The following is a 21,199-nucleotide window of genomic DNA, read 5'->3' as shown; positions in this document are numbered from 1 at the left end:
AGCAAGAACCGTGCTGGAAGGCTCAGCAGCCCCACCGCAGCGGCCCACCAGGCGAGCATGGTCGGGTCGAATCCGGAGCTTTCGAAGCGAGCGATGCGGTGGACGTTGAACGATTCCAAGACTGCCATGGTGCAGACCACGGCTATGGTCAGCGGAAGAAAACCAGCCGGCAGGCCGCGGCCGTCAGCGACCGCGATTTCCTCGGTCTCCAGGGCGGGAGCGATTGTCGCAGGTGCGGGGGCGACGCGCAGGGCCCACGCTGAGGCAAGTGTGGTGGTGGCCAGCACCAGCAGCCCCAGTACTGCTGCGGTGACCCTCCAGCCGTACCCCTCGACCAGAAACGTCGTCGAGGGGATGAAGATAGGTCCGGCCAGGCCGGTGATCAGCGTCAGGGTCCCGGCTGCGCGGTTGCGGGCCTGCCTGGTGAACCACTGCTGCAGGGCAATGAAGCCCGGATCGAAGAGAACCATCGCACTGCCGGGGCCGACCAGCAGCCACCAGGAACCCAACAGCTGCCAGGGTGTGGTGCTGAGTCCGAATCCGCAGAACCCCAGCATCACCAGCACCCCGCCCAGGGCGGTAAGTCCGCGGATCCCGTGACGATCTGCGTAGCGGCCCACCGGGATCGCCAATGCTGCTCCGGTCAGCACAGACCCGGAGAAGGCAGCAGACAGCAGGGACAATGAGTACACAGCACCGGCAGCCGTGGAGGTAATCAGCACCGAGGTGCCGAACAGGATCGCCCCGAAGCTCACACCAATGCTGACCGCCAATGAATACACCAGCCGGCCGAAGTAAGAAGCAGAATCAGACGAGGAACGGGACAAGGAAAGACCTCCAGGAAGTGGGCGTCAAAGGACGCCGACACCACTCCTGAAGGTTTCTATCCCGTAAGATCAACACCGCCCGCAGGCGGCATACCGTGGCGCTCGAACCAGACCCGACACCTCAAGATGCCGACGGAACCCTAGCCACCAGTGCTGGCCGGTCTCACCAGCATAGGCCACACTGAGGTGCTGGGGAGATTTCGAGACAGCGCGGCGTGCCCACGTCCCATGGCGAGACTGGGGCGTCGGGAGGGAAGGTGCCCCGCGCGCTATTTGATCAGGCGGATCGACAGCGGGTAGCGGTACGGTTGCCGGTTGTACGCCGCGATGGCGCCCATGATGCCGAAGATGAGGGCACATATCCAGGCCGCGAAGATGATCAGGAAGCCCACCAGAACGATCGTGAGTATACCGCCGACGACGTAGGCGATGAACAGTGTGATCTGGAAGTTCAGCGCTTCTTTGCCGTGTTGGTCCAGGGCCTGGCTGCGCTCGCGGCACACCAGCCAGATGACCAGCGGGGCCAACCAGGAAACCACCAGGCCCCCCAGGTGGATGCCTACACCCCAGCCCTGCTCCTCACCGGCCGTCATCGGCTGCGGGCCTGCTGCCCCCGGCTGACCCGCAGGTGCGGGGTCTCCCTGGGGTGATGGCTGCTGCCCCGGCGGAGGCGCATACCCCTGGTGAGGAGGTTGCCCCGCAGGGCTCGGATATGGTTCGTTCTGCGGTGGACGTGCCTGCGGCTCGTCTTCGAACGGCTGTCCACCCTCATTTGGCTGTGACATACCCTTACACTAGCTTGACACAGACTTGGCGTCTATGGTTCTGCGCAAACTGGTGAGCAGCCGGTCGACGTCGTCGTCGCTGGTATAGGGCGCGATTCCGATGCGCAGGCCGGTCTCATCTGCCAGATTGAGGGCCCTGACGGTCTCGTAGGCATAGAACGAACCGGCCGGGGCGTGGATGCCGTGGTCACTCAGCGCCCGTGAGACCTGCTGCGCGTGCTGCTCGGAGAAGGTGAGGAACAGGGTCGGCGTGCGCCGCTGCGCCCGAGAATGAACGCTGACCTGCTGCGCGAAATCTTCTTCCAAGGTGCGCAGAATGCGGCCCGCGAGTCGCTGCTGGTGGGACTCAAGCGTCTGCTGAGCGGTGTGGAGTCGGTGTCGGCGAGTGCCGGGCTCAGCGGTGGCGGCGCCGATGAGGTCCACTGCGGCCGTGGCTCCGGCCATGATCTCGTAGGGCAGGGTGCCGAACTCGAACCGCTCGGGGACGGCGTCTGTGGCCGGCAGCAGCTTATCGGGGGTAATGCCCTCCAGCAGGCTGGGCGCAGCGGCTAGGACAGCGCAGTGCGGGCCCAGGAACTTATACGGTGAGCAGACGAAGAAGTCTGCACCCAGCTCATCGACGTCGACCGGATGGTGTGCGGCGTAGTGGACGCCGTCGACGTAGACCAGCGCCCCCACACTGTGCGCCCGCCGCGCGATGCTCGCCACGTCGGGAACGGTGCCCAGCAGGTTGGAGGCAGCGGTGATGGCGACCAGCCGAGTCCGATCGGTGATGATCGAATCGAGCGCGGTGGTGTCCAGCTGCGCAGTGGCCGGATCCAGCTCAATCCAGCGCACTGCAGCTCCGGTGCGCTCAGCCGCCTGCACCCAGGGGCGGACGTTGCAGTCATGGTCCAACTGGGTGACGACGACCTCGTCGCCGGGGCCCCACTCCTTGGACAGGTGCCGGGAGAAGTCATAGGTGATCTGGGTGGCGCTGCGCCCATAGACGATGCCCCGTGGGTCTGCGCCCAGCAGGTCGGCGTAGGCCGCGCGGAATGCGGTGACCGTCTCCTCGGCGTTGCGCTCAGAGACTGCCTGGGTCCCACGGTTGGACAGCGGGGCGCTCAGCGTCTGGGCGATCGCCTCGCCGACCTGCCGCGGAGTTTGCGTGCCCCCGGGTGAGTCGAAGAACGCGACGCCGGACTCCAGGGCCGGAAAATGACTGCGGAATGCGGGCAGATCGAATCCTGACATGGTGCGATCCTATCCGGGCGCCGTGCCGTGCCCGTAGAGGTCCAGGCGGCGGTCGGTGAGATAGGTGAGGTTCCGGCGTGCCTCCTCCAGCGTGGCTCTGTCCAGGTCTGCGGTGAGGATCTCTTCGGCGTCGGGGCTCGCCGCAGCGCAGAGGTCGCCGGTGGGGGAGGCGATGACGCTGGTGCCGGCATAGGAGAACGTCTCATCGGCGCCGCAGTAGTTGGCGTAGGCGATGTAGAGCTGACTTTCATAGGCGCGGGCGGGGACGATCAGGCGTGACACCTGTTCGAACCCGACCATATTGGCGGTGGGGGTGCAGATCAGATCGGCGCCGTCCTCGGCCAGCATGCGCACCGTTTCGGGGAACTCGATGTCGTAGCAGATCGCCAGGCCCACGTTCCAGCCGTTCCAGGCGACCACCGGGGGTCGGTCATGGCCTGGGGAGAACTGCTCTGCGTCGACGGACTGAAACAGATGCAGTTTGCGGTGCACAGCAAGGTGCTCTCCGGTTTCGCTGACGAAGCTGGCGGCATTGTAGATCTTCTGGTCCGAGCCGCGTTCGGCGAACCCGTAGACCACAGCGATGCTGCTGCGGCGAGCAATGCGGGCCACGGCGGAGGCCATCTCGCCGTCGACCGGTTCAGCGAGGCGTTGGGCGGCGGCGCGGCCGATCGCATACCCGGACAGAAACGTCTCCGGGACGATCAGCAGGTCCGCGCCGGTGCTGCTGGCACTGCGCGCGGCCCGTTCCACGGCGGCCAGCGCCTGCTGCGGCTGCGCGATGTGCGGGCGAAGCTGCCCGACTGCCACGGTGATCATCAGTTCAGCTCAGTCTTCCAGGCGGAGGGGTCGCAGCTGATCGTAGACGTCACCGGGCCCGGGATTCTGCGGGTGGGAGGTCCCGCCGAAGTGGGTCATGATTCCCCACAGTGCGTTCAAGCCGGTCTGCACTGCGCCTTCCGCCCACGCAGGGGTGAATGAGATGTCATCGCCGGCCAGGAAGATCCCGCGGTGGGAATCAGGCATGCTCTGCTGATAGAAATGCGAGTACATCCGCTCGTTGTACCGGTAGTGGCCCGGCAGTGCGCCCTTGAACGCGCCTAAGAAGTTGGGGTCGGCCTCCCAGGACACGGAGATCGGCTCGGCAATGATGTGGGATTCGATGTCCACGTTCGGATAGATCTGCGCCAGCGCCTCCAGCGCTAGGCGCGTCCGCTCCGGAGCCGAGTGCGAGAGCATCTTCAGCGCATCACTCATCCACGAGTACGACAGGCACATCACCGCAGGCTGATCCGGCCCGTCGTCGAACAGGTAGGTGCCCCGGGTCATGCGGTCGGTCAGCGTCATGCTCATCGCCGGCCTGCCGGTCTGCGGGTCCAGGTCCTTCCAGAACGGCCGATCAACGAGAACGAAGGTCTTCGCGGACTGCATGTAGCGGGTGCGGTCCAGAGCCATCCACATGTCTTGGGAGAACAGGGCCTCCTCGCAGTCGATGTGCGTGGTCAGCAGCCAGCTCTGGCAGGTCACCAGGACGGCGTCGTAGTCTCCTCCCGGGCCGTAGGCTTCAGTGACGCGGATGCTGCCGTCGGCACGACGCCGCAGCGACCTCGCCGCCGAACGGGTGCGCCCCTGGTGCAGACTGCGCAGGCTGGTTCCCTCCGGCCAGGGGGAGTCCGGCCCAGTCTCGAGCTCCCAGAGTTGGCGGGGGACCTGCTCCGCACCGCCGCGGATCAGGTGCTGATCGGAGTCGCAGTTGGTGATGACCACCCGCAGAATCTCCAGCATGGTGTTGGCGAAGTCCGAGTCCCAGCCGCCGGTTCCGAACCCGACCTGGCCGAAGACCTCCCGGTGCCGGAACGACAGGCGCGAAAAGGCGTCCGAGGTGGCGACGAACTCGTAGAAGCTGTGGTCGTCCCAGCGCCGGACGATGTCGTTCCACAACGCTTTCAGCCGTGGGACGTCGCGGCCTCGGATGGCCTCCTGCAGGTCGGAGAAGCCGAACCCGTCCTCCAGCGCGGCGTCCCAGGCCTCCGCGACCTCGCGGAACAGCGCGGGCAGATCATCGACGCTCTGCGCAAACCAGGTCTTACCAGCTAAGTCGATGACGGTGGAGTCGGCGGCCGGTGTCAGGGGGTTCGGAAAAGCCTTCGTGTCCAGCCCCAGCTTCTGCACGTAGTGGAAGAACGTCGACGACGACTCAGGGAACCGCATGCCTCCCAGCTCCGCGACGGCTTCGTCTCCGGAGGAGAACTGCTCCGAGCGCAGGCGGCCGCCCATCCGGGCCGATTCGTAGATGACCGGGCGCAGCCCCAGGTTCATCAGCTCGTAGGCGGCGACCATCCCGGAGAGCCCAGCTCCGATGATGGCCACCTCAGCCCCGTGCTTCTCAGCCGGGATCGTGCCGATGCCTTTGGGGGAGGCCAACCACGAGTCGTAGGGGAAGGGGAAGTCCGGTCCGAAGATGGTGATCCGCTCGGGGTCACCATCTTCGGGGTCACCAGGTGCGGTGAAGCAGTGCGACTGTGAGGTCTGTGACATGCATCTCAGCTTAGTCGCCGGCTCACTCCGCTCTGCTCAGGGCTGTGCGCAGTGACACCGGCTGGCCGGTGCGCAGCAGGGAGCGGCTGTAGATCCCCGCAGCCAGTCGCATGATCAGCACAGTGGTGACCGCCAGGATCGCCAGGGACAGCAGCGGTTCGAACCACATGGATTCGTTGAAGAACATCCGCAGCGGCATCGCCACCGGCGCTGAGAACGGCACATAGGAGGCGATGGTCATTGCCAGCGTATTGTCGAAGAAGAACACGACGACGAAGTACGGGGCCATCACCAGCATCATCGCCGGTGTGATGACAGTGCCGGAGTCTTCCTGGCGGGAGACCAGTGAGGCGCTGGCGGCGAACATGGCGGCCACCAGCACGAAGCCGGGTATGAAGAACACGACGAACCACAGCATCGGCACGGTGAGCATATTCAGCACTTCCTGCTGACCTGAGAGCATCAGTCCCACGGAGGCGGCTGCGGCGAGCACCACGGCTTGGCCCAGCGCCAGAGCGGAATTGCCGAGGATCTTTCCGGCCAGCAGTGCACGCGCGGAGATTGCCGCCAGCAGCAGTTCCACAATTCGGTTCTGCTTCTCCTGGATGGTGTTCTGCACGATCATCATGCCTGAGCCGAGTGCGACCACCATGAACACCAGGCCGAAGCCCATGGCGACGATCGCGCGCAGCGGCCCTTCGGCATTGTCGGGGTCCAACACCTCTGTGGTGGGAGCGACTGCCAGCATGTCGGCGATGCCGGAAGGCTCAGTATTCAGTCCGATGACGCGCACACCGGTGGGTGAGGCATTGTCTGAGGTGATGATCGCCTCCACCTGCCCGTCACGCAGCAGCTCCTCTGCCTCATCCATGGTCCCGGCAGGCTGGGGCTCAAATCCGGCCGAGTCCAGGGCGTCGGCCTGACCGCTGAGGGCCACCGTCGCCACAGGTTCTGCGGCGTCGTCGTCGGAGGAGAAGAAACTCGTGGCGAGGATGCCGCCGATGACGAAGACCACCATGACGGCCAGCGAAATGATGAAGGCCTTGCTGCGCAGCTGGGTGCTGATCTCGCGTTCGGCCACCAACAGAGTGGCGGGGCCGTCGGCCAACGGTGTGCGCGGTGTCTGCTGCGCAGTGGTCATCGCTGCAGCTCCTTGACGTGGGTGTCCGGGGACTCGGAGTTGTAGGCGTCAGTGGTGAACTCGCGGAAGATCTCGCTCAAGTCGGGTAGCAGCGGGGTGAAGTTGGTGACCTCTCCGCGGCGCAGCGCTTCGGTCAGCACCTGCTGCGCCGCGTCGGTCTCCGCGCGGAAGATGACTCGGTGGGCGGAGAAGTCGTCGACCTCTACACCGGGGTGCTGGCGGACCCAGCCAGCATCGGAGCCGGTGCCCAGTTCGTAGCGCAGAGTGCCGTGGCGGGTGCGCAGCTCCTCGCGCTCGCCGGCGGCAAGCACCCGGCCGTCGCCGATGATGATCAGGTCATCGCAGAGCCGCTCCACCACATCGAGCTGGTGGGAGGAGAAGAGGACCACCGCCCCGGCGGACGCCTGCTCGTTCAGCACGCTGACGACCTCGTCCACCGCCAGCGGGTCCAGTCCGGAGAACGGTTCGTCGAGGATGAGCACATCGGGCTCGTGGACCAAAGCTGCGGCTACCTGCACGCGCTGCTGATTGCCCATGGACAGGGCCTCCAGCGGGTCGTTGATGCGCCCGGTGAGGCCCAATCGCTCCAGCAGGCCCTCTGCGCGGACGGCTGCCTGCCCTTTGGAGTACCCATGGAGCCTCGCCAGGTAGGTGATCTGCTCGCCGATTTTCATTTTGGGGTAGAGGCCCCGCTCAGAGGGCATATAGCCGAAGCGTGACCGGGCCGGTGAGCTCAGCGGCGCAGAGTCGAGTGTGATGGTCCCGGAGCTGGCGGCCAATACCCCCATGATGATGCGCATGGTGGTGGTCTTCCCCGCGCCGTTGCCTCCGACGAATCCGGTCAGCTGGCCGCGGGTGGCGCTGAAGGACACATCATGGAGCACTTCGCGACCGGAGAAGGAGCGGCAGATGTTCTGCAGTTCCAGCATGGGCACCTCGCTGCTGTGGTGAATTCTTAAGTGATGCTGTGAGCATATCGACCCGGGGGTCGTTGGCGGATCCCCCGAGCGGGGGATTGCCGGGCGTCACCCCATAGGAGGAAGTCGCAGAATCTGCTGAGGCGCTCAGTCGGCGACGATTCCGCAGCGGTGGGCATAGGCGACCGCTTCGATCCGGTTGCGCAGCTGCAGTTTGGCCAGAATGCGTGACATGTGAGTTTTGACCGTCTCTGCGCCGATGAAGAGCCTGAGACCGATTTCGGTATTGGACAGACCCAATGCGGCCTGAACCAGCACGTCGCGTTCGCGCTCGCTCAGCGGCTCGGTGCCGGTTTGAGGGCCGGCCTGGGGGTCGGCGCCCCACTGGGCGCCGGAGGGGGCGGGTGCCGCAGGGGCGGGTTCTGCTACTGCCCGTTGGATCAGGGTGCGTGTGACTTCCGGCGCCAGCAGAGCGTCTCCGGAGGCCGCAGCACGGATCCCCTCGGTGAGCTGCTCGGGGGTGGCAGTCTTCAGCAGGAATCCGCTGGCCCCGGCCCGCAATGCGTCCAGCAGGTAGTCCTCACGGTTGAAGGTGGTCAGCATAATCACCTGGGTGTCCATCGTTGCCAGAATCTCTGCAGCAGCCTCGATGCCGTTCATCACCGGCATCTCGATGTCCAGACACACCACATCGGGGCGGGCTGAATTGACCAGCTGCACAGCTTCGCGCCCATCGGCTGCGCTGCCGACGACAGCAATTCCAGGCTGAGCGCTGAGGATGGCGGTTATGCCGCCGAGCACCAGCGGCTGATCATCGGCGAGCACCACACGAATATCTTCTGAACTCACCGTTTAGACCCCTGTGCTCCGGTGAGCCGCCTCAGATCTGGAAACCTCTGCCAGGTCCGGCTGCAGCGGGAGTTCGGCGCGCACGGTGAAACCTGCCGTGGGGTCCGGCTCAGCGGTGAGCTGCCCATCGAGAGCTTCGACACGTTCACGCATGCCGGCGATGCCATGACCCGGATCAGCTGAGACCGCGGCACTGGTGGGCACGCGGCGCCGCCCTGCGCCGTCGTCGGTGACTTCCAGCTCCACAGAGCGGGGCTGGTAGCGCAGCACTATGCGGGTGCGGCTGCTCGTGCCGGCATGCTTGCGAACATTGGTCAGCGCCTCCTGGGCGACGCGGTACAGGCCCAGCGAGACCAGCGGCCGCAGCGGCTGTTCCGCGCCGAGTACGGAGCAGTCCACCTCCAGACCTGCTGCGCGGGCCTCAGTGATCAGACTCTGTATCTGGTCTACGCCCAATGCGCTGGAGGCGGCCTGCTCCAGACTCTCGCCGGAATCTTCGTCGCGGAGCACACCCAGCAGTGAGCGCATCTCGGCGACTGATCTGCGGGCGGAGTCTTCGATGTGCCGAATGAACTCCTCAGCCTGGTCGTTGTCGCTGCGCAGCACGGTTCGGGCAGCTCCGGCCTGCACACCCATCAGCGACACGTGGTGGGCCACCGAATCGTGCAGCTCACGGGCGATGCGCAGCCGTTCCAGGGCCACCGCCTGGGCGGCGACCGTCTGGCGCTCCGCACGCAGCTCCTCCGCCTGCTCGTGAAGCCGGGCCTCAGCGCGGGCACGCTCCCAGGCGTGGTTGCCGAACCAAATGGCTGCGGCGAAGTAGAGAATGTTGATCACCAGCTGCATCAGCATGGAGGCCAAGGCCGGGGTGAGCCCTCCCACACCGAGCTCGTCGGCGATCTCAGGGTCCAATGTCGCTCGGAAGAACGCGGTGAGCAGCCACAGGCCCATGACGGCGACGATCACCCAGCGGCTGATGGTGGCCAGGCGCCTGTTGGCCGCCCATGCGCCCACGGTGTAGACGGCCAGGAACAGGGCGATATCCCGGATCAGCGGCTCTGGGACTTCCAACTCACCAATGAGGACCAGGCTGATTGACACGACGACGGCGACCGTGACGGGCCGGACTCGGCGCAGGGCCAGCGGCAGTGTGGCCAGCATCAGGCAGAGCAGCGAGGTGACCGGCCCCGCTGGGTCCTCGTAGAAGTCCATGGCGTTGCCCAGGGCAAGCGTCAGCGTGGACAGGCAGAACAGCCCGACGGCGATGATGGCATCGTTGCGGATGTCAGAGCCGGTGGCGGGCCGGCGCTGCCACTGCGGTGAATCGGTCGAGTGATGCACACCGCCATCTTCCCACAGCAGTAATGGGAGGCACCTCGACCGAATCTTATTCTGACCTACAGTGGAGTCACCCGGTCAGTCGACCATGGAGGATGAGATGCCTGAACTTCCTGAGGTGCACGCGCTGGCGGCTGATCTGTCCTCACGGTTGGCTGGCCGCGCCGTGGAGCGATTGGACATGACCTCGTTCACCGCCCTGAAGACGTTCGACCCGCCAGCTTCTGCGGTCGGCAGATCGGTGATCGACGTCGTCGTGCGTCATGGCAAATATCTGGACTTCGCTATGGCCACGCCCGGGGGCGGGCAGCTGCACCTGGTGGTTCACCTTGCCCGTGCCGGGTGGGTGCGCTGGCGCAGGAACGCTCCTGAACGCGCCAGGCCCGGCAAGGGGCCACTCGCGGCGCGGCTGGTGCTCGAGAACGGCAGCGGGGTGGACTTCACTGAAGCCGGCACCAAGAAGAGTCTGGCGCTGTGGCTGGTGGGCGACCCCATGGAGATTTCTCAGGTGGCCGGGCTGGGACCCGATCCGCTGCGCGAGGACTTCACCGCTGAGCAGCTGGCTGGGATTCTGCAGAAGGCCGGCCGCGCTCAGATCAAAGGTGTGCTGCGCAGTCAGTCGACCATCGCCGGCATCGGCAACGCCTACTCCGATGAGGTCCTCCACGCTGCGGGTCTGTCTCCGTATCAGCCGGCGGAGAAGACCGACGCCGTCCAGTTGTTGGATGCCATCCGTTCCACCCTTCATGGGGCGATTGCCCGCTCGGCAGGTTCTGCCGCCGCCGATCTGAAGGCGGAGAAGAAGGCCGGGCTGCGCATCCACGGTCGGGCCGGCGAAGAGTGTCCGGTATGCGCAACGGTGATCCGTGAGGTGATCTTCGCCGACCGCAGCACGCAGTACTGCCCCACCTGCCAGACCGGCGGCAAAGTGTTGGCTGACCGCGCGCTCTCTCGGCTGCTGAAGTGAGCCTCGACCACGTGCCCTGAACAGCCCCAGAACCCCACAGACTCCACTCCGCAGAGCTTCTGCCGATGCGTGGCCAAGCAGCTCGACGATTCGGCAGGAGCCCTACGTTAAACGAAGGTCAGGCGGCTCGCGCGCGGCCTACGCGGGATCCTGCGGGGCGCCGAAGCGCGACGGGATCACGCTGGACCAGGACTCCTTCAGCTCATCGATGCCGATGCCGAAGCTGCTGCCTTCGAACGGCCCGGAAACTTCAATCCCACCGGACTCGGCGTCCACCACGCCCAGTCGCAGGGCGGGGAAGCCCCGGGCGGTGGTCATATCGGTGAAGCGCAGCTCCTCCGAACGCGGCAGCGCCACCACGGCACGCGTCTGCGATTCGCTGAACAGGGCGGTGAAGGGATCCACCCCGTCGCGCTCGCACACCTGATCGATGGAGGTGCGAGAGCCGACGCCGAAGCGCAGGCTCATCTCCGCCAGTGCGGCGGCGAGCCCGCCCTGGGAGAGGTCGTGGGCGGAGTCGATCATGCCGTCGCGGGAGGCGTTGATGAGGATTTCGCCCAGCGTCTTCTCCGCAGCCAGATCCACCTGCGGTGGTGTGCCGCCCAGGTGGTGGCGCAGGCGAGCGTATTCGGAACCGTCGAGCTCATCGGCGGTGGTGCCCAGCAGATAGATCGCCTGACCGTCGGCCCAGCGCTGGAAGCCCGACGGCGTCCGGCGGGAGACGTCGTCGAACCGTCCCATCACCGCCACTATCGGGGTCGGCGGGATCGGCTGCCCTGCCGTCTGGTTGTAGAGGCTGACGTTGCCGCCGGTGACCGGGACCTCCAGCTGCTGGCAGGCGTCGGAGAGTCCGCGCACCGCCTCGGAGAACTGCCACATGACATCAGGGTCCTCCGGGGAGCCGAAGTTCAGGCAGTCCGAGACCGCCATCGGCACCGCCCCGGATGTGGCCACGTTGCGGTAGGACTCCGCCAGCGCCAGCTGGGCGCCGGCGTAGGGGTCCAGGTAGGTGTAGCGGCTGTTGCCGTCGGTGGACAGGCCGACGCCGAGCCCCGACTCCTCGTCGACGCGGATGACGCCGGCGTCGTCGGGCTGGGACAGTGCGGTGTTGCCGCCGACGAACCGGTCGAACTGGTTGGTGATCCAAGACTTATCGGCCATATTGGGGCTGGACATCAGCTCGACCACCGCCGCACCGAGGTCCTCAGCGGTGGCGGGCAGGTTCTCTCCCCCCGCCGATGCCCGGAAGGAGTCGGCCTGCAGCGCGTCCTGGGCGCTGGGCCGCTGGTAGGGCCGTTCGTAGACGGGTCCGTCGTGGGCCACGGTGCGCGGGTCGACGTCGACGATGGTCTCGCCGTCCCAGTCGATGACCAGCCGTTCAGTGTCGGTGACCTCACCCAGCCAGGAGTACTCCACGTTCCATCGGCTCATCACCGCCTCAAAGGCAGCAGCGTTCTCCGGGGTGACCACAGCCATCATCCGCTCCTGGGACTCCGACATCAGGATCTCACCCGGGGTCAGGGTCGGATCACGCAGCAGCACATTGGTCAGCTCCACGTGCATACCGCCCTCGCCGTTGGAGGCCAGCTCACTGGTGGCGCACGAGATGCCGGCCGCACCCAGATCCTGGATCCCCTCCACCAGTTCATTGTGGAAAAGTTCCAGGCAGCTTTCGATGAGGACCTTCTCCGCGAACGGGTCGCCGACCTGCACGGCCGGGCGTTTGGAGGGCTTGGATTCGTCGAAGGACTCCGAGGACAGGATGGAGGCGCCGCCGATGCCGTCGCCGCCGGTGCGAGCGCCGAAGAGCACCACTCTGTTGCCCACGCCTGAGGCGTTGGCCAGGCGCAGGTCCTCATGGCGCATCACGCCCACCGCCAGTGCGTTCACCAGCGGGTTGCCCTGGTATGCGGAGTCGAAGACCACCTCACCGCCGATGTTCGGCAGACCCAGCGAGTTGCCGTAGCCGCCGATGCCGGAGACCACCCCCGGCAGCACCCGGTGGGTGTCGGCGTGGTCGATGTCGCCGAAGCGCAGCGGGTCCATCACTGCCACCGGGCGGGCGCCCATGGAGATGATGTCACGCACAATGCCGCCGATGCCGGTGGCCGCACCCTGGTAGGGCTCCACGAACGAGGGCGAGTTGTGAGACTCGATCTTAAACGTCACAGCCCAACCGTCGCCCAGGTCGGTCACCCCGGCGTTCTCGCCGATGCCGACCATCAGATCCTGCTTCATACGATCGGTGACCTTATCGCCGAACTGGCGCAGGTGAACCTTGGAGGACTTATAGGAGCAGTGCTCAGCCCACATCACCGAGTACATGGCCAGCTCTGCGGCCGTCGGGCGGCGCCCGAGGATCTCACCGATGCTGGTGTACTCGTTTTCCTTCAGTCCCAACTCCGCCCAGGGCAGCTCAGTCTGCGGGGTGGCTGCGGCGTCGTCGACGGTGTCGATGCTGAATTGGGGCTCGTCGGTGAGCTCAGGCTCGCCGTTTCCCGGCTGTGCGGCGGGGTTCTGGGTCACTGCTGTCCTCCTGCCAAAGATGAGACGACGGAGGTGAATACTGTCAGTCCGTCGGTGCCGTTGCGCATCCCGGTCGCGTCGTCGGGTCCGTAGCCGGCTTCCACGGCGTGCTCCGGGTGGGGCATCAGCCCCACCACGTTGCCGCGCTCATTGGTGACCCCGGCGATGCGGTTGCGTGAGCCGTTGGGGTCATCGCCCACGTAGCGGAAGACCACCCGCCCCTCCGTCTCGATCTGCTCCAGCTCCTGCGCCGAGGTGACGTACTGGCCCTCTTGGTTCTTCATCGGCACCGCAATCAGCTCATCCGCGGTGAACTGAGCGGTCCACGCGGTGGAGGTGTTCTCCACACGCAGCACCTGGTCCTTGCAGATGAACTTCAGGTGGTCGTTGTTGATCATCGACCCGGGCAGCAGGTGAGCTTCGGTGAGCATCTGGAAACCGTTGCAGATGCCCAGAACCGGAAGCGGCGACGACGACGTCTGCTGGGCGCCGGCCTCTTTGATCAGCGTGTTCATCACCGGTGCGAAGCGCGCGAGCGCGCCTGCGCGCAGGTAGTCGCCGTAGGAGAACCCGCCGGGGAGGATGACGGCGTCCACCCCGTGCAGGGACTCGTCGCCGTGCCAGAGGGAGACGGCGGTGCCGCCGCCCAGGGTCACTGCCCGAGCGGCGTCGCGGTCATCAAGTGTTCCGGGGAAGGTGACGACGCCGATGCGGGCGCCGTCGAGCTGCTGTGCGGGGGAGGCGCTGAAGCTGCCGATGAGCGGGGACTCTGTGCTCATGCGGTCTGCTGATCCTCAGCAACCGCGACGGAGACGACGTCTTCAATGACCGGGTTGGAGAGCATCTCCGCGGCAGCTTTGCGGGCGGAGTCGAGCACCTCCTCGGTCACCTCGCCCTCAACGGTCAGCTCGAAGCGCTTACCCTGCCGGACGCCGGTGAAACCGGTCAGCCCCAGGTGCGGCAGCGCATTGGCAATGGCTTTGCCCTGCGGATCGAGGATCTCAGGCTTGGGCATGACCTCGACGACGATCGTAGGCACAGAAGTCTCCTGGTGTCGGAACCGTACAGAACTGTTCCTCATCCTACCGCGAGGTGCGCCGGTGCCGGCGCGATGGTCGCGGACGTCAAGAGTTCACAGTGCTGTTGCGAATACACGGCCTGAGGAGGCGCAGTTCCTTCACAGCGCTGGGTCATTCAGGAGGGTGGTCGCTTGGGGCAGTGGTGTTTGCCACACCAGGAACAAAAGCGCTCTGAGCAGGCGTTGCAGTATTCAAGATTTGAAGAATCCTTTTCGACTACGACGAGTGAGGGAAGCTGCTGAGATGAACGAGTCTCTGACCATTGGGGTCCTCGGTGCCGGCCGCGTCGGAACGGCGGTGGGCCGCCAGGCGGTTCGTGCCGGTCACACGGTGAAGATCGCCACCGGCCGTCCCGCCGACGACATCAAGCTGATCACCGAGATCATCGTCCCCGGCGCGGAGGCCGTCAATAAGGAGCAGCTGCGCGGCGCAGACATCATTGTGGTCGCTGTGCCGCTGCACAAGTACCGCAATATCGACACCGAGGTCCTCCAGGGCCAGACCGTGATTGACACGATGAACTACTGGGCACCGGTGGACGGCATCATGGACGAGTTCGAGTCCGGAGCCTCCACCTCAGAAGTCATCGAGGAGTTCCTCGGCGATGTGAAGCTGGTCAAGACGCTGAATCACATCGGCTACGGGGACCTGGAGGTTGACTCCCACCCTGCCGGTGACCCCAACCGTCGCGCGCTGGTCCACGCCTCAGACCACGACGACGTCAAAGACCTGGTCGCTCACTTCATCGACTCGATGGGCTACGACGCCGTGGATGCGGGACCGCTGGCGGCCGGACGTGCCATGGAGAACGGCACTGAAATCTTCAACGGGCGGCACACCGCAGCAGAGGCCAAAGCACTGCTGCAGAAGCACCGGCAGTTCGCCGGCGTCTAGATTCGGGCTCCCCTGAGTCCGCCGCTGTTCGTCACGATGCGTTGGGCTGACGCTGCGGCGACACGCTCATCCATGAAGCCTGTGTTCAGAAAACGAGAAGATTCCTGCAGAAACCTGTGATGTTGCTGGTTATCTACGGTATACTCAGTAACCGTAATCTCGCACCTGAAACTGGAGGGCGGCAAGGAACAATGGGGACCTTGCCGCCCTCCAGTCGTTTCAGAAGAGTCAGCGAGGCAGCGGATCAGCGGCCGGTGCCGGCGTAGACCTGAGCTTCGACGTCGGCGTCAAGGCCGAAGGCGGTGTGGATGGCCTTCACGGCTTTGTCGAGCAGCTCCACATCGGTGATGACTGACACGCGGATCTCAGAGGTGGAGATCAGCCCAATGTTGATGCCAGCATCGCGCAGCGCGGTGAAGAATCGAGCAGACACTCCGGGGTGGGTGCGCATTCCGCCGCCGATGAGGGAGACCTTGCCCACCTGAGGCACGAAGTGCAGCTCTTTGAAGGCGATGGCGTCCTTGTGCTCGTACAGAATGCGCTGGGCTCTCTCGCCCTCAGCGCCCGGCAGGGTGAACGAGATGTTGGTCGTCTGAGTCTCCAGGGAGATGTCCTGGACGATCATGTCGATGTTGATGCCGGCCTGGGCGATGTGGTTGAAGATTTCGGCGGCCTTGCCCGGTACGTCGGGAACGCCGGTGATGGTGAGCTTGCCTTCTGAGTCATCATGGGCAACGCCGGAGATGATGGGCTGTTCCAAGGGTTCGCCTTCCTTGATGGTGACAGTTTGTGATTCGTCGGGAATGACCCAGGTGCCTTCCTTGCTGCTGAAGGATGAGCGCACGTGCAGCTTCACACCGAAGCGGCGAGCGTACTCCACGCTGCGCAGGTGCAGCACCTTGGATCCGGCCGCTGCCATCTCCAGCATGTCCTCACTGGTGATGGTGTCGATCTTTCGAGCAGACTTCACCACGCGCGGATCTGCGGTGAAGATGCCGTCGACGTCTGTATAGATTTCGCACGCATCGGCGTTGAGCGCAGCGGCCAGGGCGACAGCGGTGGTGTCGGAGCCTCCGCGTCCCATCGTGGTGATGTCTTTGGACTCCCGGCTCATTCCCTGGAACCCGGCGACGATTCCGACGTGGCCGGTGTCCACAGCTTCTTGAACACGCTTGGGGGAGACCTCGATGATTCGCGCCTTGCCGTGGATGGCGTCTGTGATCATTCCTGCTTGGGAGCCGGTGAAGGACTGGGCCGTCTCGCCGAGCTCGTAGATGGCCATGGCAAGCAGCGCCATGGACATGCGTTCGCCGGAGGAGAGCAGAATGTCCATCTCACGCAGCGGGGGAGTGTCGGCGATGTCGGAGGCCAGGTCGAGCAGCTCGTCTGTGGTGTCTCCCATCGCGGAGACGACGACGACCACTTGGTTTCCGGCCTGCTTCGTCTCCACGATTCGCCGCGCCACGCGCTTGATGGATTCAGCGTCCTGGACTGAGGATCCGCCGTACTTCTGAACAATAAGGCTCATGGGGGGTGGTTTCTCACTTCGGATGAGTGCAGGGACAGTAGCTCAGACACCAGTTTAGAGACGTCCGGGCAGCAATGAAAACGCATGACGCCGGCATCTCAACTGGTGAGTGATGGTGATATGGGGGGCTCAGTTGTTGCCCAGCACCGCAGAGAGGAACTTCTGGGTGCGCTCCTCGTCGGGGTCGCTGAATATCTTGTCCGGGTGACCCTCCTCAACGACATGGCCGCCGTCGAACATCATCACTTTGTGGCTGACGTCTTTGGCGAAGGCCATCTCGTGGGTCACGATGAGCATGGTCACATTGGTGGTCTCCGCGACCTGGCGCAGAATGGCAAGCACATCATCGACCACCTCGGGGTCCAAGGCGGAGGTCACCTCGTCCAGCAGCAGGATCTCCGGGTCCATCGCCAACGCGCGGGCGATCGCCACCCGCTGCTGCTGACCGCCGGAGAGGCTGGTGGGGTGGGCGTTGGCCTTGTCCGGAAGCCCCACCTGCTCCAGCAGTGAGTGCGCTTTGGCCACGGCATCCTTCTTCGACCGGCCCAGCACGTGGATCGGTGCTTCGGTGATGTTCTCCAGCACCGTCATATTGGGGAACAGGTTGAACTGCTGGAAGACCATCCCGATGCGGGTGCGCAGCTGCTTCTGCGCCTTCTTGGAGACCTCTACTCGCCTGCCGTCGCGGTCCTCATGGGACAGCGCCTCACCGTCGATGTAGATGTAGCCGCCGGTGAGCTCCTCCAGGGTCATCACCAACCGCAGGATGGTGGTCTTGCCTGAGCCGGAAGGCCCGATGAGGGTGACGCGTTCGCCGCGGGCGACGGAGAAGTTGAGATCTTTGAGCACCACGTTGTCGCCGAAGCGCTTCTCGACGTCGACGAACTCAATGACGGGGTTTTCCGACGGCGTCGTGTCGGGCTCGGCGCTGGTGGCCGCTGCCGTGGAATCAGTGGGCGTAGGCAAGACGCTTCTCCAATCGGTTGATGAGAATAGCGGTGGGGTAGCTGGCGGCCAGGAAGATCAGCCCAGCGATCGTGACCGCCTCGTTGTAACGGAACGTGGTGCCTCCGATCTCTCCGACGGCGAGCGTGACCATCTCGGTCACACCGATCGCGTAGAGGAACGGGGTGTCCTTGAACATGGAGATGGCATAGTTGCCCAGCGAGGGAATGGTTGATCGCAGCGCTTGGGGGATGACGACTTTCCGCCAGGTGCGCACAGGATTCATCGACAGTGCCGTGGTGGCTTCCCACTGGCCCTGGGGCACCGACTCGATGCCGGCTCGGTAGACCTCGGCCATATAGGTGGCGTAGTGGACGCCGAAGACGACGATCCCGATGGTCAGTGCATCCAACCAGAGGAATCCCCAGAACAGCAGGATCAGTTGGACCACGATGGGGGTCATCCGAATGAAGTTGGAGGCCCACCGGACGATCCACGCCAGAGGTTTGGGCAGCACCATGATCAGGATGGCGATGATCAGTCCCAGCACTGCAGCAATGATGGTGCCGGTGACGGTGACCACCAGGGTGTACTGCAGGAAGGCCAGCAGCATGTCCGGCAGGATGTCCCAGGCGAAGGCCCAGTCCCACCACGGTCCACCCGGGTCAACCGGTTCGTCAGCTTCCTGGGCGAGGATGTTGAGGCTGGTCATCGGGCACCTCCCGACTTCGAATCGGTACCTGCAGCGGTGGACGCTGGGTCACCTGCGCTGTCTGGGACTGCTGTGGGCGGATCCGGGGTGAGAATCTGTTTCAGCGAGGGCCCGCGTCCCAGCTTGTGCTTGGCGCGAGCCTCAAGAGCATGCATGAAGAGAGTCAGGATCAGAGCCAGGATGAAGTAGGTCACCAGTCCGATCAGGGCGTGGGAGAACCAAATATCTGTGGGCCGCCGCAGATTGTTCAGCTCGAAGGTGAGGTCGTTGACCCCGGGCAGGATGTAGACGATGGCGCTGCCTTTGAGCAGATGGACCCAGAGGTTCGTCAGTGAGGGGAGCATCAGCGCCCAGGCCTGGGGGAAGACCACCCGGCGCATTTTGTGCAGCCAGCTCATCGACAGCGCCGTGGTGGCTTCCCACTGACTGTTCGGCACTGTCGTCAAGGAGGCACGTACCGCCTCAGCCCCGTAGGCGCCGTAGTTGATGCCCAAAGCGACTACACCGATGAGGAATGAGTTGCGCACCAGCTCCTCGCCGGGAAGATCTGGATTTGCCATCCAGAACAGCGGCAGGACGTAGACCATCCAGAACAGCAGAACCAGCAGCGAGATGCCGCGGAAAAATTCGATGAGGACTCGGGCGGGGCCGCGCAGCCACAGCCGGGGAGACCCTGCAACGATTCCCAGAACAATGGCTATGACGAAGGCAAGTGCCCCGCCGAGCAGCGCAAGTTGGATGGTGGTCCACAGGCCATCCAAAAGACGGTCAGAGAAATTGCTCAGCGAGCCGAAATACTCGCGCTGATTCTCAAGCCAATCCATGATGCGAGTTGTTCCCCTCTGGTCGGACGAAGCGTGGGGCACAGACTGGGCGGCCCGCCCAACAAGGGCGGGCCGCCGCTGTCAACGAAGTGCTCTGGATCAGTTGAGGTACTGCTCGTTGAGGGCCTCGATGTCGCCTTCGCAGAGTTCATCGGCAGTCAGCTCAGCCGGCGGAACCTCTTCCTCGGTGAAGCCGAACTCGCTGATGATCTCCAGGAATTCACCGGACTCCTTCAGCTCAGCCAGGTGCTCGTTGTATGTGCTCAGGAGCTCTTCGTCTTCGAAGCGGAAGACAGTGGAACCAGCCGAAACTTCATGGGCGAACGGGTCGGTGACCTCGTAGCCGTCCAGGTCCTCTGCCATGGCGTTGAGCGAAATGGCGGTCAGTGCGAAGACGTCGGCGCGGCCGCCGGTCACGAAGTCCACACCGTCTTCGGCGCTTGCCACGCCTTCGGCTTCAATACCGAGGTCTTCGGTGTATCCAGCCTCAACACCTGCGGTCAGGGTGACGACGTCGAGCCCTTCTGATTCCTGGACCTCAGCCATTTCCTCGAAGTTAGTGATGCCGTGGGGGTTGCCCTCTTCGACCAGGAATGCGGTGGTGTACATAATTTCCGGCTCGGAGAACGCCGCCTGCTCGCAGCGTTCTGGAGTGATGGACATGCCGGCTGAGACCACATCCCACTGGCCAGCGTTCACGCCGGGAATGAGGCTGTCCCAGTCGGTGAGCTCGGCCTCAACGTTGTAGCCCATGTCTTCACCGAGGATCTGTTCGGCCAGGGCTACGGCAGCGCCGGTAGCTTCGCCGGTCTCCTCATCGAGGTAGGAGTAGGGGACCTCTCCGGCGATGGCTACGGTGATGTCTTCACCCTCGCCCATTCCGCCTTCGCCGCCAGCCTCAGTCTCGCCGCCGTCGCCAGTCTCTTCCGCGCCGTCGGTGGTCTCTTCGGTGGTCTCCTCCGTGGTTTCCTCAGCGGTCTCATCGGCTGCGTCGGAGTCGGCGGTGTCGTCGCCGTTGCCGCCGCAGGCGGTCAGGGCGAGAAGCGCAGCGCTGGTGAATGCTCCGGCGCGCAGTGCAGAACTCTTGATCCTCATCGGTCGACCTCAGTTCCTCGTAAGTCGTTGGGTGCGAGCTGAACGTTGCCTGCCTGTGGCAGGTTGTTGACAATCCTACGTATGATCGCCGTCAACATCCAGAGCTTCACAGTAGTGAAAATCAATCACGATACAAACTGAGAACCGCCCCGCGGTGAGCAGAATGCAGGTGCCTGTGGAATACGGGAAATGTTCGTGAAGATGATGTGATCATTCTGCATCGCAGTGCTGACCGGGAAACAGTGCTGTCGCTTAAGTGTGTGAAATTCAGCAGTAATAGCTCTGATTACAACTTGATAACCATTTTGGGAAGGCTTGCGACAATGTCAGCCCAAAGGCGTGCGCCCTTCAAAAGCGCGGCCGAGGGTGACCTCGTCGGCGTACTCCAGGTCACCCCCGACAGGAAGCCCAGAAGCCAGACGAGTGATCTTGATGCCAAGAGACCCAAGCATGCGCATCAGGTAGGTGGCCGTGGCCTCGCCCTCCAAGTTGGGGTCAGTTGCCAGGATGACTTCCTGAATCTGATCGTCGGAGAGGCGGTTCAGCAGCTCGCGGATGCGCAGCTGGTCGGGTCCGACCCCGGCGATCGGGCTGATGGCGCCGCCCAGCACGTGGTAGCGGCCGCGGAAGCTGCGGGTGCGTTCGATGGCCATGACATCTTTGGACTCCTCCACCACACAGATCACGGAGTCTTCCCGGCGGGGGTCCTGGCAGATGCGGCAGCGGGACTCTTCAGAAACGTTGAAACACGTCTCGCAGAATTGGACCTTCTCCTTGACGGTTCGGATGGCCTCGGCAAGACGCGTCATATCCTCAGAGTCGGCCTCCAGAATGTGGAATGCCACCCGCTGAGCGGATTTTGGGCCGATGCCGGGCAGTCGGCCCAGTTCGTCGATCAGTTCTTGGACAGCGCCCTCGTACACAGTCGGTGGGGTGCCTTTCGTCTAGGAGTGGGGTCGAGATTCGATTCAGTCTACGCGCGCGCAGGCGCTGGCGAG

General features: G+C 64.4%; 20 protein-coding genes. 2 read left to right on the top strand and 18 right to left on the bottom strand.

The features are described from left to right. The 9 genes from FHX47_RS07605 to FHX47_RS11070 all read right to left on the bottom strand — a co-directional run. A partial coding sequence (locus FHX47_RS07605; RefSeq protein ID WP_183358328.1) for an MFS transporter occupies positions 1 to 827 on the bottom strand: 827 nt, incomplete at its 3' end. Between the two features lie 269 nt (positions 828 to 1,096). Next, a complete protein-coding gene (locus FHX47_RS07600) occupies positions 1,097 to 1,420 on the bottom strand; it encodes a DUF4870 domain-containing protein (protein WP_183358327.1) in 324 nt (107 codons plus the stop codon). 201 nt (positions 1,421 to 1,621) lie between these two features. Next, positions 1,622 to 2,848: a cysteine desulfurase-like protein gene (locus FHX47_RS07595; protein ID WP_183358326.1), complete on the bottom strand. Its 1,227-nt coding sequence runs from the start codon at positions 2,846 to 2,848 to the stop codon at positions 1,622 to 1,624. Positions 2,849 to 2,857: 9 nt separating this feature from the next. Further along, positions 2,858 to 3,667 carry a carbon-nitrogen hydrolase family protein gene (locus tag FHX47_RS07590; protein ID WP_183358325.1) on the bottom strand — a complete coding sequence of 270 codons (810 nt, stop codon included), beginning with the start codon at positions 3,665 to 3,667 and terminating at the stop codon, positions 2,858 to 2,860. 9 nt (positions 3,668 to 3,676) lie between these two features. Beyond that, positions 3,677 to 5,386 carry a flavin monoamine oxidase family protein gene (locus FHX47_RS07585; protein ID WP_183358324.1) on the bottom strand — a complete coding sequence of 570 codons (1,710 nt, stop codon included), beginning with the start codon at positions 5,384 to 5,386 and terminating at the stop codon, positions 3,677 to 3,679. A 22-nt stretch (positions 5,387 to 5,408) separates the two neighbouring features. Further along, a complete protein-coding gene (locus FHX47_RS07580; RefSeq protein WP_183358323.1) occupies positions 5,409 to 6,527 on the bottom strand; it encodes an ABC transporter permease in 1,119 nt (372 codons plus the stop codon). Then, positions 6,524 to 7,456 (bottom strand): ABC transporter ATP-binding protein, encoded by a 933-nt coding sequence (locus tag FHX47_RS07575; RefSeq protein WP_183358322.1) that lies wholly within the window; start codon positions 7,454 to 7,456, stop codon positions 6,524 to 6,526. The genes FHX47_RS07580 and FHX47_RS07575 overlap by 4 nt, the downstream gene beginning before the upstream one ends. Before the next feature lie 135 nt (positions 7,457 to 7,591). Then, entirely contained in the window at positions 7,592 to 8,293 is a 702-nt protein-coding gene (locus FHX47_RS07570; protein WP_183358321.1) for a response regulator, read from the bottom strand. A gap of 3 nt (positions 8,294 to 8,296) precedes the next feature. Next, positions 8,297 to 9,634 carry a histidine kinase gene (locus FHX47_RS11070; protein ID WP_183358320.1) on the bottom strand — a complete coding sequence of 446 codons (1,338 nt, stop codon included), beginning with the start codon at positions 9,632 to 9,634 and terminating at the stop codon, positions 8,297 to 8,299. A 97-nt stretch (positions 9,635 to 9,731) separates the two neighbouring features. Here FHX47_RS11070 and FHX47_RS07560 point away from each other — a divergent pair, with 97 nt between their 5' ends. Beyond that, positions 9,732 to 10,598 carry an Fpg/Nei family DNA glycosylase gene (locus FHX47_RS07560; protein ID WP_183358319.1) on the top strand — a complete coding sequence of 289 codons (867 nt, stop codon included), beginning with the start codon at positions 9,732 to 9,734 and terminating at the stop codon, positions 10,596 to 10,598. A 138-nt stretch (positions 10,599 to 10,736) separates the two neighbouring features. Here the strand turns inward: FHX47_RS07560 and purL are convergent, their stop codons facing one another. The 3 genes from purL to purS are packed head-to-tail and all read right to left on the bottom strand — an operon-like array spanning position 10,737 to position 14,163. Then, entirely contained in the window at positions 10,737 to 13,124 is a 2,388-nt protein-coding gene (gene purL, locus FHX47_RS07555) for a phosphoribosylformylglycinamidine synthase subunit PurL (protein ID WP_183358318.1), read from the bottom strand. Continuing rightward, positions 13,121 to 13,903 carry a phosphoribosylformylglycinamidine synthase subunit PurQ gene (gene purQ / locus FHX47_RS07550; protein WP_183358317.1) on the bottom strand — a complete coding sequence of 261 codons (783 nt, stop codon included), beginning with the start codon at positions 13,901 to 13,903 and terminating at the stop codon, positions 13,121 to 13,123. Before purQ ends, purL begins: the two co-directional genes overlap by 4 nt. Then, a complete protein-coding gene (purS, locus tag FHX47_RS07545) occupies positions 13,900 to 14,163 on the bottom strand; it encodes a phosphoribosylformylglycinamidine synthase subunit PurS (RefSeq protein WP_183358316.1) in 264 nt (87 codons plus the stop codon). The genes purQ and purS overlap by 4 nt, the downstream gene beginning before the upstream one ends. A gap of 265 nt (positions 14,164 to 14,428) precedes the next feature. Here purS and FHX47_RS07540 point away from each other — a divergent pair, with 265 nt between their 5' ends. Next, positions 14,429 to 15,097, top strand: coding sequence for an NADPH-dependent F420 reductase (locus FHX47_RS07540; protein WP_343064336.1), 669 nt, complete (start codon positions 14,429 to 14,431; stop codon positions 15,095 to 15,097). Between the two features lie 244 nt (positions 15,098 to 15,341). Here the strand turns inward: FHX47_RS07540 and FHX47_RS07535 are convergent, their stop codons facing one another. The 6 genes from FHX47_RS07535 to recR form a co-directional block, all read right to left on the bottom strand. After that, on the bottom strand, positions 15,342 to 16,625 hold the full coding sequence (locus FHX47_RS07535) for an aspartate kinase (protein ID WP_183358315.1): 1,284 nt from the start codon (positions 16,623 to 16,625) through the stop codon (positions 15,342 to 15,344). A 129-nt stretch (positions 16,626 to 16,754) separates the two neighbouring features. Then, the gene (locus tag FHX47_RS07530) at positions 16,755 to 17,591 is read right to left on the bottom strand and encodes an amino acid ABC transporter ATP-binding protein (RefSeq protein WP_183358314.1); all 837 of its coding nucleotides are present in this window, start codon (positions 17,589 to 17,591) and stop codon (positions 16,755 to 16,757) included. After that, the gene (gene ehuD, locus FHX47_RS07525; RefSeq protein WP_183358313.1) at positions 17,575 to 18,282 is read right to left on the bottom strand and encodes an ectoine/hydroxyectoine ABC transporter permease subunit EhuD; all 708 of its coding nucleotides are present in this window, start codon (positions 18,280 to 18,282) and stop codon (positions 17,575 to 17,577) included. Before ehuD ends, FHX47_RS07530 begins: the two co-directional genes overlap by 17 nt. Continuing rightward, positions 18,279 to 19,106: an amino acid ABC transporter permease gene (locus FHX47_RS07520; protein ID WP_183358312.1), complete on the bottom strand. Its 828-nt coding sequence runs from the start codon at positions 19,104 to 19,106 to the stop codon at positions 18,279 to 18,281. Before FHX47_RS07520 ends, ehuD begins: the two co-directional genes overlap by 4 nt. Positions 19,107 to 19,205: 99 nt before the next feature. Then, entirely contained in the window at positions 19,206 to 20,201 is a 996-nt protein-coding gene (locus FHX47_RS07515; RefSeq protein ID WP_183358311.1) for a transporter substrate-binding domain-containing protein, read from the bottom strand. A gap of 326 nt (positions 20,202 to 20,527) precedes the next feature. Then, positions 20,528 to 21,124 carry a recombination mediator RecR gene (gene recR / locus FHX47_RS07510; RefSeq protein WP_183358310.1) on the bottom strand — a complete coding sequence of 199 codons (597 nt, stop codon included), beginning with the start codon at positions 21,122 to 21,124 and terminating at the stop codon, positions 20,528 to 20,530. Between the last annotated feature and the right edge of the window lie 75 nt (positions 21,125 to 21,199).

Source organism: Garicola koreensis, from assembly GCF_014195445.1.
Classification (GTDB): domain Bacteria; phylum Actinomycetota; class Actinomycetes; order Actinomycetales; family Micrococcaceae; genus Nesterenkonia; species Nesterenkonia koreensis.
The sequence above is the reverse complement of the archived record's forward strand: the minus strand, read 5'-3'. Positions and strand labels throughout refer to the sequence as shown.